The organism is Aeromonas sp. ZOR0002 (genome assembly GCF_963866995.1).
Lineage (GTDB): Bacteria > Pseudomonadota > Gammaproteobacteria > Enterobacterales > Aeromonadaceae > Aeromonas > Aeromonas caviae.
Genome location: NZ_CAWMFQ010000176.1, coordinates 1 through 14199, shown reverse-complemented (window position 1 = coordinate 14199; position 14199 = coordinate 1). Strand labels below are relative to the sequence as shown.

11 protein-coding genes and 1 pseudogene are annotated in these 14199 nt (G+C 61.6%); 5 read left to right on the top strand and 7 right to left on the bottom strand.

Annotated elements, in window-relative coordinates; all coding sequences use genetic code 11:
- Window positions 1-21: 21 nt before the first annotated feature.
- A pseudogene (locus AACR77_RS10660) lies at window positions 22-117 on the bottom strand (sulfurtransferase TusA); the annotation flags it as partial.
- A 171-nt stretch (window positions 118-288) separates the two neighbouring features.
- Here AACR77_RS10660 and AACR77_RS10655 point away from each other — a divergent pair.
- A complete protein-coding gene (locus AACR77_RS10655) occupies window positions 289-480 on the top strand; it encodes a hypothetical protein (RefSeq protein WP_010672410.1) in 192 nt (63 codons plus the stop codon).
- A gap of 44 nt (window positions 481-524) precedes the next feature.
- On the opposite strand, the gene AACR77_RS10650 is transcribed toward AACR77_RS10655, so the two are convergent.
- The 6 genes from AACR77_RS10650 to AACR77_RS10625 form a co-directional block, all read right to left on the bottom strand.
- A complete protein-coding gene (locus AACR77_RS10650; protein ID WP_042881337.1) occupies window positions 525-1781 on the bottom strand; it encodes an ABC transporter substrate-binding protein in 1257 nt (418 codons plus the stop codon).
- 3 nt (window positions 1782-1784) lie between these two features.
- Window positions 1785-3230, bottom strand: a complete 1446-nt coding sequence (locus tag AACR77_RS10645) for an ATP-binding protein (protein ID WP_010672412.1) — start codon at window positions 3228-3230, stop codon at window positions 1785-1787.
- Window positions 3231-3343: 113 nt separating this feature from the next.
- Window positions 3344-4066 (bottom strand): response regulator, encoded by a 723-nt coding sequence (locus AACR77_RS10640; protein WP_042881335.1) that lies wholly within the window; start codon window positions 4064-4066, stop codon window positions 3344-3346.
- A 347-nt stretch (window positions 4067-4413) separates the two neighbouring features.
- Complete coding sequence (gene fadA, locus AACR77_RS10635; protein ID WP_042881333.1) at window positions 4414-5577, bottom strand: acetyl-CoA C-acyltransferase FadA; 1164 nt, start codon at window positions 5575-5577, stop codon at window positions 4414-4416.
- A gap of 21 nt (window positions 5578-5598) precedes the next feature.
- Entirely contained in the window at window positions 5599-7746 is a 2148-nt protein-coding gene (gene fadB / locus AACR77_RS10630; protein WP_042881331.1) for a fatty acid oxidation complex subunit alpha FadB, read from the bottom strand.
- A gap of 204 nt (window positions 7747-7950) precedes the next feature.
- Complete coding sequence (locus AACR77_RS10625; RefSeq protein WP_042881330.1) at window positions 7951-9888, bottom strand: acetoacetate--CoA ligase; 1938 nt, start codon at window positions 9886-9888, stop codon at window positions 7951-7953.
- Between the two features lie 196 nt (window positions 9889-10084).
- Here AACR77_RS10625 and pepQ point away from each other — a divergent pair, with 196 nt between their 5' ends.
- Genes pepQ through hemG form a run of 4 tightly spaced genes read left to right on the top strand, consistent with a single transcriptional unit; the run spans window position 10085 to window position 14050 of the window.
- Window positions 10085-11407: a Xaa-Pro dipeptidase gene (gene pepQ, locus AACR77_RS10620; protein WP_010672417.1), complete on the top strand. Its 1323-nt coding sequence runs from the start codon at window positions 10085-10087 to the stop codon at window positions 11405-11407.
- Window positions 11407-12024 carry a YigZ family protein gene (locus tag AACR77_RS10615; RefSeq protein ID WP_042881328.1) on the top strand — a complete coding sequence of 206 codons (618 nt, stop codon included), beginning with the start codon at window positions 11407-11409 and terminating at the stop codon, window positions 12022-12024. The genes pepQ and AACR77_RS10615 overlap by 1 nt, the downstream gene beginning before the upstream one ends.
- Before the next feature lie 36 nt (window positions 12025-12060).
- Window positions 12061-13518, top strand: coding sequence for a TrkH family potassium uptake protein (locus AACR77_RS10610; protein ID WP_042881326.1), 1458 nt, complete (start codon window positions 12061-12063; stop codon window positions 13516-13518).
- A gap of 7 nt (window positions 13519-13525) precedes the next feature.
- The gene (gene hemG, locus AACR77_RS10605; RefSeq protein WP_029313439.1) at window positions 13526-14050 is read left to right on the top strand and encodes a menaquinone-dependent protoporphyrinogen IX dehydrogenase; all 525 of its coding nucleotides are present in this window, start codon (window positions 13526-13528) and stop codon (window positions 14048-14050) included.
- The last annotated feature ends 149 nt before the right edge of the window (window positions 14051-14199 follow it).

Below are 14199 nucleotides of genomic sequence, written 5' to 3'. Positions count from 1 at the left end.
TACTCATGAATAATCAACCTTCAGCCGCACCTTCTTGCGCGCCATCGTCACGGGCTCGGGGCAACGAAGCCCGATTGCGTCCAGCTCGTGCGTTGCGCCGCAGAATAAAGCACTCATCAATAATCAACCTTCAACCAATTCGGCCAGCAATGATACTCACGGCGAAAAAATAATCAAACCACGGGGCGGTTATGCAGCATATGCTACCAAAATGTGAACCGGCTCTACCCAGGCTTCGCTCGATGAGTAATATAAAAATTGAACCATATTCAACAAGGAGGTGTGAATATGCAGGTCTCCTACGGCAGATTGCAAGCCTACGCAGGCATGGGGTTCTTGTCGTTCGCCATGATAGTGCTGGGCAGCCCGATAGGTAATACCGGTACCTGGTTCGGCTCCATGGTGATGATCGGACTGGGGCTCTGGATCGAGCTCAGCGACTACTACGACGAGGATGAGGACGAGAACGATCCCTCCTGAGAGCCTGGCTCTCGGCACTCAAAGGCGGACGATGTCCGCCTTTGTCATTTCTGCTCCGCGCCTGAACGGGTCGAGCGCATGGCGCGTTCCAGCTGCTGCGCCGTCTGCTCGGGGTTGGCCCTGGCGTCGTTGAAGAAGCTGCTCAGCACATCCATGATCCCTTGGCGCATGTTGGTGGGCACCGCCATCCCCTCCGCCATGCTGGGCAGCAGGTTGTCCTGTTGCTCGGCGTGGAGGAAATCCTGATAGGAGCGGATGGCGCAGCGATCGAACTTGCTCATGTCCGGCTTGATGAGCGCCGGGATGGAGCCCTTCACCCGGTTGAACGCTTCCTGAAAGCGTGGCGTCATCAACAGCCTGGCCAGCTCGCCCTGGGCCTGCAACTGGGCGGGATCCCGCTGCTTGAACATGGCGATGGAGTCGAGGTTGTAGCTGAACAGCCCCTGGCTGCCCGGGCTTGGCAGGCACTCGATATCCTCGCCGGGGCGGTAGTTGCCGGCGCTCAGCTCCCCCTTCACCCAGTCCCCCATCACCTGCATGGCGGCGCCGCCGCTCTCCAGCAGGTTGGTGGCCTGGTGCCATTTCAGGCCAGCGTATTTCTCGGGCACATAAGCGCGCAACTGCTGGAAGCGGGTCAGCACCCGCACCATGTCGGGGCCGGTCAGGGTGGCGCTGTCCTGTTCGAGGAAGGCCTTGCGATAGAAGGTCTTGCCCCCTTCGCCGAGGGCCACCGTTTCGAACAGCACCGCGATCTGCCAAGGTTCGTTACCGATGGCGAGGGGGGTGATGCCCTGCTCCTTGAGCTTGTCCGCCACCGCCACGAACTGGGCCCAGTCGGTGGGGGGCTTGAGCCCCTGTCGCTCGAATACCTTGCGGTTGAGCCACAGCCAGTTGACCCGGTGGATGCCGGTGGGGACCGCCATCAGGGCGCCGTTCTGGCTGAGGGTATCGCGCACCATGGGGGGCAGCTGAGGGTACCAGCCAAGGTGCTCGGCCATGGGGGTGAGGTCGCGCAGAAAGCCCAGGCTGCCCCACTCGTGCAGCTCGAACCCCTTGAGGTGGGCCGCCTCCGGCGGGTTTGCCGCCAGGGCCCGGCTCTTGAGCACCGTCATGGCGCTCTTGCCGCCCCCCCCCTGTACCGCGAAGTCGTTCCACTGGTTGCCCTGTTCGGCCCACTCGGACTTGAGCACTTCCACGGCCCTGGCCTCGCCGCCGGAGGTCCACCAGTGCAATACCTCCACCTGGGAGGCACAAACGGGCAGGGGGAGCAGGGCGATGACAGAAAAAGACAACCACTTCATACATTACTGCCTTGGTAGGGAGAGGGTGGCCTGCAGGCCGCCCTGGGGGCGATTTTCCAGCACCAGGTCGCCGCCGTGGGCGTGGGCTATGTTGCGGGCGATGCCAAGGCCCAGCCCGGTGCCGGCGGCATCGGTGCTGAGGCGGTAGTAGGGCTCGAAGATGCGCTCGAACTGATCGTCCGGCAGACCGGGCCCCTCGTCCATGATGAAGAGGATCAGCATCTCCTCGTCATCCATGATGATGATGCGCACCTTCTGGCCGTACTTGATGCCGTTGTCCACCAGGTTGCCGATGCAGCGCTTGAGGGCCAGCAGCTTGCCGCGATAGGGCCACTTGCAGTGGCCCTCGATGGTGAGCAGATCCTCGTGCAGGTTCATGGCCTCCGCCATCTGCTCCAGCAGGGCGTTGACGTCGATCTGCTCGAGGTTCTCGTGAATGTCCGTCTCTTTGACTGTCTGCAGCGCCCCTTTGACCATCAGCTCCAGCTCGTCCAGGTCCTTGTTGAACTTGGCGATCTGCACCTCGTCGTCCAGCAGTTCGACCCGCAGTCGCAGTCGGGTGATGGGGGTCTTGAGGTCGTGGGAGATGGAGCTGAAGAGGCGCTCCCGATCGTCGATGAAGCGGCGAATGCGCTGCTGCATGATGTTGAAGGCGCGGGTCGCCGCCACGATTTCGGAGGCACCCTCCTCCTTGAGGGACGGCTGGTCGATGTCCTTGCCGAGGTTGACCGCCGCCTTGGCGAGGCGACGCAGGGGGCGGGTCTGCCAGCGCACCAGCATGAAGGTGAAGAAGCAGAGGAAGACCGTCATCAGGGCGATGAAACGCACCTGATTGCTCGGCATCACGGTGTCATCCAGCGTCATGTAGGGGGCGGGCAGCAGGGCCGCCAGATAGAGCCACTCCCCCGGTTCTATCTCGATCTGGGTCACCAGCACCGGCGGATTGATGGGCTCCAGGGACAGGGTGTAGCGGGCCCAGGAGGAGGGGAGATCCGCCAGCAGGGTGTCGTTGTTGAAGACGTGCAGCTCCTCGGGGCGGGAGAAGTCCACCTTGATCGCCATGGCGTCGGAGAGCTTGCGGCTGAGCACCTCCTGCACCTCTTTGAGCACCAGCGTCTTGCGCTCGCTGTCGGGGATGGCGCTGATGTGGATCTCTTCCTCGTTCAGGGAGACGAAGAAGCGGCTGCCCCCCATGTTGCGCAGCTGATCCAGGGCAATGTGGCGGTATTGCAGGGGCAGGGACTTGAAGAAGTTGACGGTGGAAGCCGCCGACAGCGCCAGGTTGCGGGTGGTGCTGAGCATGCCCTCCAGCTCCCGCTTCTGGATCTGCTGCATCCAGATGCCGGTGAGGATGGTCTGGGAGAGCAGGATGGCGAGCAGCAACAGCAGCAGCATCCGCGACAGCAGGGAGCGGGGCACCAGGGCCCGCCAGAACTTCTGCCCCGTCATGGCAGCGTGTGTCTCTTGTCGATCAGCATGGGGTGCTTACCTCTGTGCCTTGCCGTTGCCCCGTCATGGGTCTCTCTTCTGCCCGTTCAAGGTCTCGCCGTAGCGTCTGTCTGTTACGGGATCTCGTGGACTTCGGCGATCAGCATGTAGCCGCTGCCGCGAATGGTCTTGATGATGCGCGGGCTCTTGCCGTTGTCACCCAGCTTCTGGCGCAGGCGGCTGATCTGCACATCGATGCCGCGTTCCATGGGCAGGCTCTCGCGACCGCGGGTGGCGTCCGAGATGGTATCCCGGTCCAGCACCACGCCGGGCTGCTGCAGGAACATGCCGAGCAGCAGGGCATCGCTGCCGGAGAGATCCAGCAGGCTGCCATCTTCGTGGGTCAGCTGGTGGCTCAGGGTGTCCAGGGTCCACTCGGCGAAGCGCAGCCGACGGCTCGGTTCCTTTTCTTTCTCCGGCTGGCGGAATTCGGCGCGGCGCAGCAGCGCCTTGATGCGGGCCTGCAGCTCGCGCGGGCTGAACGGCTTGGCGATGTAGTCGTCGGCGCCAAGTTCCAGACCGATCACCCGATCCGCTTCGTCGGAGGCGGCGGTCAGCATGATGATGGGTACCTGGGAGTCGCGGCGGATCTGCTGGCAGAGGGTAAAGCCGTCGTCGCCGGGCATCATGATGTCCAGAATGATGAGGTCCGGGTTGTGCTGGGCCAGTTGTTGGCGCATCTCGTTCCCTTCGGCCGCGGTCAGTACCTCGAAACCGGCCCGGGTCAGGTACTCGTTGAGCAGCTCGCGGATCTCCCGATCGTCGTCGACGATAAGCAGTTGTTTGCTCGTTGACATATGTATGTGCATCCACCCATTTTTTTGTGCAGATTGAACCTGTCGGGGGAGCAAAAAGCAAGCAAGCCCCCCCTCTAATGTGAAGTTATGGGCAATATAGCCTCAGGATTGGCCCCGATCGCGGGAAAAGAATAAAAAAGGCCGACCCAAACGGGCCGGCCAACACGCAGATTCCGACGGCAGGAGCGCACCCCGTGTGGCGCGTTCCACAGACTCGACAGCAGGGTCGGCAGGCCGACCCGGTATTCGTGATGGGGCCGCTGTGCCGGGAAGCAGGGCCGCCTTCTGTCTGTTGTTGCCGCCCCGAGGCGGCGTCCCTGACCGGTGAGCGGTCAGGAGTGATTCACTTACACCCGTTCGAACACGGTGGCGATGCCCTGACCCAGGCCGATGCACATGGTGGCGACTCCCAGGGTGGCGTCCTTCTCTTCCATCAGGTTGATCAGGGTGGTGGAGATGCGGGCACCGGAGCAGCCGAGCGGGTGACCCAGGGCGATGGCGCCACCGTTCAGGTTTACCTTCTCGTCCACCAGATCCTGCAGACCCAGATCCTTCACGCAGGGCAGGGACTGGGCGGCAAACGCCTCGTTCAGCTCGAAGAGGTCGATGTCGCCGATGGTCAGCCCGGCCCGCTTGAGCGCTTTCTGGGTGGCCGGCACCGGGCCGTAACCCATGATGGCGGCGTCACAGCCGGCGATGGCCATGGCGCGCACCCTGGCGCGGGGCGTGAGGCCGAGGGCCTTGGCGCGATCCGCACTCATCACCAGCATGGCGGCGGCGCCATCGGACAGGGCCGAGGAGGTGCCGGCGGTGACGGTGCCGTTGACCGGGTCGAACACCGGGCGCAGCTGGCTCAGCGTATCGACCGTGGTCTCCGGGCGGATCACTTCGTCGTAGTCGTAGAAGAAGCGGGCGCCGCTGGCGTCATGGCCTTCCAGCCCGACGATCTCCTTGGCAAAACGCCCTTCCACGGTGGCGGCGTGGGCACGGCGGTGGGAGCGGGCGGCAAACTCGTCCTGCTGCTGACGACTGATGCCGTGCAGCTTGCCGAGCATCTCGGCGGTCAGCCCCATCATGCCGGAGGCTTTCGCCACCGACTTGGCCATGCCGGGGTGGAAGTCCACCCCGTGGCTCATCGGCACGTGACCCATGTGCTCGACGCCGCCGATGATGAAGATATCCCCATCACCTACCTGAATGGCACGGGAGGCATCGTGCAGCGCCTGCATGCTTGAGCCGCACAGGCGGTTGACGGTGACCGCCCCCACCTGCTTGGGAATGCCGGCCAGCAAGGCGGCGTTGCGGGCAATGTTGAAGCCCTGTTCCAGGGTCTGCTGCACGCAGCCCCAGTAGATATCCTCGATCTCGTTCGGGTCGAGGTTGGGGTTGCGCAGCAGGATGGATTTCATCAGGTGCGCGGACAAGTCTTCTGCACGCACGTTGCGGAAGGCGCCGCCCTTGGACCGGCCCATGGGGGTCCGGATACAGTCGACAATGACTACGTCTTTCATGAATGGATCTCCTTTCCGCAATCAGTAGAAGGTTTTGCCCTGGGCAGCCATCTCGCGCAGCTTGTCGCTGACGCGGTAGAGCGGGCCCAAGTCGGCATACTGGTCGGCCATGGCCACGTAGCGATCCAGGCCAATGGTGTCCAGATAGCGGAACACGCCGCCGCGGAAGGGAGGGAAGCCCAGACCGTAGACCAGCGCGATGTCGGCTTCGGCTGGCGTGGCGACAATGCCCTCTTCCAGGCAGAGCACCACCTCGTTGATCATCGGGATCATCATGCGGGCGATGATGGCCTCCTTGTCGAAATCCTGCTTCGGCTTGACGATGGGGGCCAGCAGCTCGTAGCTGGCTGCGTCGGCCACCTTCTTCGGCTTGCCCTTCTTGTCCTGCTCGTAGGCGTAGAAGCCCTTGCCGTTCTTCTGACCGAAGCGGCTCGCCTCGTACATCACGTCGATGGCGGTGCGGCCTTCCTTGCTCATGCGTGCCGGGAAACCCTGCGCCATCACGTCACCAGCGTGGTGGCCGGTGTCGATGCCGACCACGTCCAGCAGGTAGGCGGGGCCCATGGGCCAGCCAAACTCCTTCTCCATCACCTTGTCGACGGCGGCGAAGTCGGCGCCATCGGCGACCAGCTTGTTGAAGCCGAAGAAGTAGGGGAACAGCACGCGGTTCACGAAGAAGCCGGGGCAGTCATTGACCACGACCGGGGACTTGCCCATGGCGGCGGCGTAGGCCACCACGCGGTTGATGGTTTCATCGGAAGTTTGCTCGCCGCGGATGATCTCCACCAGTGGCATGCGGTGCACCGGGTTGAAGAAGTGCATGCCGCAGAAATTCTTGGGGCGCTTCAGTCCCTTGGCCAGCAGGGAGATGGGGATGGTGGAGGTGTTGCTGGCGAGCACGGCGTCTTCGCCGATCACGCCTTCCACTTCACTCAGCACGGCCGCCTTCACTTTCGGGTTCTCGACCACGGCTTCGACCACCACGTCCACATGCTTGACGTTGTCATAGCTGAGGGTTGGGGTAATGGCGGAGAGCACCTGGCCCATCTTGATGCCGTCGATGCGACCGCGCTCGAGCTGGCCGTTGAGCAGCTTGGTGGCCTCATTCATGCCAAGTGCCAGCGCTTTCTCGTTGATGTCCTTCATCACCGCCGGGATGCCTTTGCTGGCAGACTGGTAGGCGATGCCACCCCCCATGATGCCGGCACCCAGCACGGCGGCATGGCCGGTGGCCTTGTTTGCCTGCTTGGCGGCCTTCTTGGCCAGCGCCTTGATGTGCTGATCGTTGAGGAAGATACCGACCAGGGCCTTGGCCACGTCGGTTTTCGCCAATTTGATGAAGGTGGCGGCCTCGGCGGCCAGCGCTTCGTCACGGCCCATGCCTGCGGCGGCTTCCACCGTCTTCACGGCGGCCATGGGGGCCGGATAGTGTTTGCCCGCCACGGCGGCAACCATACCAGCGGCGGTGGTGAAGCTCATCATGGCTTCCAGTTTGGAGAGGCGCAGCGGTGCCTTCTTGGCGGCGCGGCGGCCCTGCCAGTCCAGCTTGCCTTTGATCGCGTCCTTGATCATCTGCACGGCGGCGCTGTGCAGCGCGTCGGGGGCGACCACGGCATCGATGGCACCCACCTTGAGGGCGTCATCGGCACGGTAATCCTTGCCGGTGGTGATCCACTCCAGCGCGTTGTCGGCACCGATCACCCGCGGCAGACGGACAGTGCCACCAAAGCCGGGCATGATGCCGAGCTTGGTCTCGGGCAGGCCGATCTTGGCCGTGGTGTCGGCCAGCCGGAAATCGGTGGAGAGAATGGTCTCGCAGCCGCCGCCCAGAGCATGGCCCTTGATGGCGGAGAGGGTGGGCACCGGCAGATCTTCGATGGCGTTGAAGATGTCGTTGGCCTTTTTCAGCCAGCCGAGCAGGTCTTCTTGCGGCAGATCGAACAGTTCCAGGAATTCGGTGATGTCGGCGCCGACGATGAAAGCGTCTTTGCCGGAGGTGAGGATCAGACCCTTCAAATCGGCTTGTTGCTGTAATGCGGCGATCGCTTCGCTCAGGGAGAGCAGGGTAGCGCGATCCAGCTTGTTGACTGAACCCGGGGCATCGAACCTCAGCTCGGCAATGCCGTCTTCGAGGTAGCTGACCGTCAGGGTTTCGCCTTGGTAGATCATGAGAGTGTCTCCTTGTTCCCACTCTGTGGGGAATGGTGCTCCTTTATCCCCAGCAGGGGGCGAGGCTCACTATTGATCCAAAAGGAGACATTTTCAACACCTATTTAAAACATTTGTTTAACAGTTGTCGAGTAAAAGCTCTTCATCACAAAACGGGCAAAAAAGAGGCGCCTTGCGGCGCCTCCGATGGAGATGAGCGTGGTATCAACTGGCCAGTTCCGGCCGATTGCGATACTGGTTCAAGACCTCGGGATCGGCGAGGGCGTGGGTGTTGTTGACGGGGCGGTTGTGCACCACTTCCCGCACCGCCAGCTCTACTATCTTGCCGGACTTGGTGCGGGGGATGGCATCCACCTGCAGGATGCGGGCAGGCACATGACGGGCGGTGCAGTGCCGCTTGATCTGCTGGCAAATCCGCTCACGCAGCCCGTCGTCCAGCTTGCAACCCGCCTTGAGCTTGACGAACAGCACCACCCGCTCGTCCTGTTTCCATTGCTGGCCGATGACGATGCTCTCTTCCACCTCATCGAGTTGTTCCACATAGCGGTAGATCTCGCTGGTGCCGATGCGCACGCCGCCCGGGTTGAGGGTCGCGTCGGAGCGGCCGTAGAACAGAATGCCGCCGGTCGGGGTCAGCTCGATCCAGTCCCCGTGGCACCAGATGTTGTCGAACCGCTCGAAGTAGGCGGCGTGGTATTTGTCGCCGTTTTCGTCCCCCCAGAAGTAGATGGGCTGGGCCGGGAACGGCTTGGTGCAGACCAGTTCGCCCTTTTCCCCCAGCACCGGCTGGCCCGCCTCGTTGAATACCTGCACCGCGAGACCAAGGCCGCGCCCCTGGCTCTCGCCGCGATAGACGGGGCTCAAGGGGTTGCCGATGACGAAGCAGGAGCAGATGTCGGTGCCGCCAGAGATGGAGCTGAGCTGCACATCCTGCTTTATCTGCTGGTAAACGTAGTCAAACCCCTCCGGCGACAGCACGGATCCGGTGCTGCAGATCAGCCGCAAGTGCGGCAAGTCGTGGGTCTTGATGGGGGCATAACCCTGCTTGTGCAGCGCATCGAGATACTTGGCCGAGGTGCCGAACAGGGCGACCTCTTCGTCCCGTGTGAGATCCCATAACACGTTGCCATCCGGGTAGAAGGGGGAACCATCGTAGAGCACCAGAGTGGCGCCGGAGGCGAGGGCGCTCACCAGCCAGTTCCACATCATCCAGCCACAGGTGGTGAAGTAGAAGATGCGCTCCCCCGGCTTGATGTCGCAGTGCAACTGGTGCTCTTTCAGGTGTTGCAGCAGGGTGCCGCCAATGCCGTGCACGATGCACTTGGGTTTGCCGGTGGTACCGGAGGAGTAGAGGATATAGAGCGGGTCGTTGAAGGCCATGGGCTCGAAGGCGAGCTGGGCATCATGCTGGCTTGCCAGCAGTTGCTGCCAGTCGTGACCAAGCTGCAGCGGGTTGCCAAGCAGAGGGATCAGCACCGTCTGCTCTATGCTGTCGAGCTGACCGACGACGCTGGCCACCTTGTCCTGAATGTCGATGGCTTTGCCGCCGTAGCGGTAGCCATCCACCGCGAACAGCACCCTGGGACGGGTCTGGCCGAAGCGCTCCACCACGCTGGCCTCGCCAAAATCGGGACTGGTGGAGGTCCAGATCGCGCCGAGGCTGGTGGTTGCCAGCATGGCCACCACGGTTTCCGGGATATTGGGCAGGTAGGCTGCGACCACATCACCCCGGCCTATGCCCTGGCTGCGAAGCCACTGGGCCAGGCGGGCGACCTGATCTGCCAGCTCATGCCAGCTCAGGGTCCGGCTTGGACCCCCTTCGATGCGGGAGATGATGGCCGGGCTCTCATCCTGACGGCGCAGCAGGTTCTCGGCGAAGTTGAGCTGGCTGTCGGGGAACCAGCGGGCGCGCTGCATATCCTGGCGGTTCTCCGCCACAATGTTGCCAAGCTCGCCCTTGACGCCGCAGTGCTGCCACACCAGGGGCCAGAAGCGGGTGGTCTTCTCCACCGACCATTGATACAGGTCGGCATAGCTGCGCAGTTGCAGGCCATGGAAGTGATTGACCTCGGCCATGAACTGGTGGAGGTTGGAGTGCTGCATCCTGTCCTGATCCTGTGTCCACAGACAAAGGTTTTGCATGAGTTGTTCCTGACGGCTGATATCTACTGTCTGTGGGCAGTGTATTGAATTGTTCTTTGTTTGTTAATTGTCTGTTTTATCTTCATAACAAAAAGCCTGTAACCTATGCGTTACCTCACGAAGCGAAAGCCGGGTGGCTCGAGCCTTGATTCGCTTGATGTTATGCTGAAGTCACATTCGCCCGGAGCAGGACGCCATGAGCAGTTACAGCCAACTTTTTGCCCAGCATCTCGACACCCTTCAGCAGCGTACCCGCGACATCCTGCAACAACAGGGTCTTGGCGGCCTCGCTATTCACTCCGGCCAGACTCATCGCATCTTCCTCGATGACCAGGATTATCCCTTCAAGGTGAATCCCCAGTTCAAGGCCTGGCTGCCGGTGCTGGACAACCCTCACTGCTGGTTGCTGGTGGACGGGGTGAACAAGCCGGTGCTGCTGTTCTACCGGCCGGTGGACTTCTGGCACAAGGTGGCGGAGTTGCCCAACTCCTTCTGGATCGATTTCTTCGACATTCGCTTCCTGACTCGCCCGGAGCAGGTTGCCGATCACCTGCCGGCCAACAAGCAGGAGTGGGCCTATCTGGGCGGCCATCTGGAAGTGGCCGAGCTGCTGGGACTGGGCCAGCCCAATCCGGAGGCGGTCCTCAACTACCTGCACTACCACCGTGCCTACAAGACGCCCTATGAGCTGGAATGTCTTCGCGATGCCAACCGCATCGGCGTGCGCGGCCACATCGCGGCCAAGGACTCCTTCATGGCGGGGGCGAGCGAGTTCGAGATCAACCTGGCCTACATGAAGGCGGTCGGACAGGGGGCCAATGAGGCGCCCTACGGCAACATTGTTGCCATCAACCGCAATGCGGCCATCCTGCACTACACCCATCTCTCCACCCAGCGGGTGCCGGATGCGGAGCGTTACTCCTTCCTCATCGATGCCGGTGTGGACGTGCACGGTTATGCCTCCGACATTACCCGAACCTGGGCCTGGCGCCGCGGTGAGTTCGCCGATCTGATCGCAGCGCTGGATGCACAGCAACAGGAGATCATCGACGAGATCAAGCCGGGCCGCCGCTACAGCGAGCTGCACCTGCAGATGCACCACAGGCTGGCGCGCCTGCTGCAAGCCACCGAACTGGTAGACATGTCGGTGGACGAGATGATCCACACCGGGGTGACCAATGTCTTCTTCCCCCACGGTCTCGGTCACTTCCTCGGCCTGCAGGTACACGATGCCGGCGGCTTCATGCAGGATGAGCGCGGCACCCACCTGGCGGCCCCCGAGCAGTTCCCCTATCTGCGCTGCACCCGGGTGATGGAAGTGGGCCAGGTGTTCACCATAGAGCCGGGTCTCTACTTCATCGACAGCCTGCTGGAGCCGCTGCGCCAAGGTGAGCAGGGCAAGCGGATCAACTGGAACAAGGTGGAGGCGCTGCGTCCCTATGGTGGCATTCGCATCGAGGACAACGTGGTGCTGCATGCCAACGGGGTGGAGAACCTGACCAGACAAGCAGGGCTCTGATGGCGACGGATTACCCCATACCGGCAGCCCCACTGGAGGTGAGCGAGGAGATCAAGAAGAGCCGCTTCATTACCTACATCGCCCACACTCCGACCGTCGAGGCCGCCAAGGCCTGGATAGACGAGATCAAACAGCAACACCCGGGAGCCCGGCATCACTGCTGGGCATTTGTCGCCGGCGCCCCGCAAGACAGCCAGGTTTATGGTTTCAGTGATGATGGCGAACCCTCGGGCACAGCGGGCAAACCCATGCTGGCCCAGTTGATGGGGGCCGGTCTGGGTGAAGTCGCCGCCGTGGTGGTGCGCTATTACGGTGGAGTGCTGCTGGGGACCGTTGGCCTGGTCAAGGCCTATGGCGGTGGTGTGGGGGCAGCACTCAAGCAACTTGAAACCTGTATCAAGCGTCAGCTGACCTCTTCCGTGATCCAGTGTGACTACACCGACATGGGGGCCGTGGAGTCCCTCATCTCTGCCCATCAAGGGCAGTTGCTGGTGGCCGATTATGGTGCCAGCGTCACCCTTCAGGTAGCGTGGGAGTCTGCACTCTGGGCCCGTATCGCACAGGAATTGACCGACCGGACCCAGGGTCGGGTATCCCTTCGTCCCTTAGATGGCTAGAATCCATCGCTCTTTTAGTCTGAAGAGGGAGCCGGAATGCAGATTCTGAGCATCATTCGTATCGTCGGTCTGCTGGTTGCCCTGTTCAGCTCGACCATGCTGCTGCCCGCGATGGTCGCTTTTGGGTATCGTGATGGCGGTGGTACCGAGTTCGTCAACTCCTTCGTCATAGCCCTCCTGCTCGGCCTCCTGCTCTGGTTCCCCAACCGCCACCAGAAAAAGGAACTCAGGTCCAAGGAAGGCTTCCTCATCGTGGTGCTGTTCTGGGTGGTGCTGGGGAGCGTGGGTGCCGTCCCCTTCATCATCAGCGACGTGCCGAACATGTCGGTCTCGGAGGCATTTTTCGAGTCGTTTTCCGGCCTGACTACCACGGGCGCAACGGTGCTGACCGGGCTGGACAATCTGCCCAAAGCGTTTCTCTTCTACCGCCAGCTGCTGCAATGGCTCGGTGGCATGGGGATCATCGTGCTGGCGGTGGCCGTGCTGCCACTGCTGGGTATCGGGGGCATGCAGCTCTATCGCGCCGAGATCCCGGGGCCCGTCAAGGACAACAAGGTGACCCCGCGCATCGCCGAGACGGCCAAGGCGCTCTGGTTCATCTATCTGTTGCTGACTTCCCTCTGCGCTCTCGCGTACTGGATGGCGGGGATGACGTTGTTCGATGCCATCTGCCACTCCTTCTCCACCTTGTCGGTTGGGGGGTTCTCGACCCACGACGCCAGCATCGGTTTCTTCGACAGCCCGGCCATCAACCTGATCACAGTGGTGTTCCTGTTGCTGGCGAGCGTCAACTTCGCGCTGCACTTCATGGTGTTTGCCCACAAGCCGGTGCGCGTGAGCAGTTATCTGCGTGACTCCGAGCTCAAGGTGTTTCTGAGCATCCAGTGCGTGCTGGTGCTGATCTGTTTCGTCTCTCTGCTGTTCCACGGCCACTACGATACCTGGCAGGATGCGCTCAACCATGGCCTGTTCCAGGCGGTGTCTCTGGGCACGACCACGGGGTACAGCACCACCAGCTATGCGGATTGGCCCTCCTTCCTGCCCATGCTGTTGATGTTCTCTGCCTTCATCGGCTGTTGTGCCGGCAGTACCGGGGGGGGCATCAAGGTGATGCGTTTCATGATCCTGTTCCTGCAGGGGATGCGTGAACTCAAACGGTTGGTGCATCCGCGGGCCATCTACACCTTGAAGCTGGGACGCCGTGCCGTACCGGAACGGATCGTGGAAGCGGTCTGGGGCTACTTTGCCACCTACATCATCCTGTTCTTCATCTTCATGCTGTTGCTGCTGATGACGGGGCTGAACGAAGTGACGGCCTTCTCCGCCGTGGCTGCGGCATTCACCAACGTGGGGCCGGGTCTGGGGGAGGTGTCGGCCAACTTCGGCAATATCTCGGCCACTGCACAGTGGATATTGATCGTGGCCATGTTGTTTGGTCGATTGGAAATCTTCACACTTCTGGTACTGTTTACTCCTGCATTCTGGCGTAGTTGAGGTTGGTATGGACAAGATTTTGGTGCTTTATTCTTCCCGGGACGGGCAAACGCGGAAAATCGTGGATGTCATGCTGGAGGAAATATCAGGATGCGAAGTGGTGATGCACGACCTGCACACCCTGCCCATGTGCAACCTCAGCAAGTATGCCAAGGTGTTGATTGGCGCTTCCATTCGCTATGGTAACTTCCACCCCAGCCTGCTCAGCTTCATACACGCACATCATGAACAGTTGGAAGTAGCCAATGCGGCGTTCTTCTGCGTGAACCTGACGGCACGCAAGCCCGAGAAGCAGACGCCGCAGACCAACGCCTACATGAAGAAGTTTCTGCGCCTCTCTCCCTGGAAGCCCAAAACTCTGGGGGTGTTTGCCGGGGCATTGCAGTACTCCCGTTACAACTGGTGGCAGACCCGCATCATCCAGTTGATCATGAAGATCACCGGGGGCAGCACGGATACCAGCAAGGATCTGGAATTCACCGACTGGGACAAGGTGCGCGGCTTTGCCCGTGAGTTTTGGTCAAAAAAGTAACAGTAACGTCATTCAAAGCGGCCAGAGCCCTGCGTAAGCAGGGCTTTTTGTTTGATAAGTAGGCGTTCGAGTCACAAAACGGTAAAAAGGGCTATTTTTCGCAAAATAGCCCTTGTCATCACGGCGCGGCTCCCTATAATGCGCCCCTA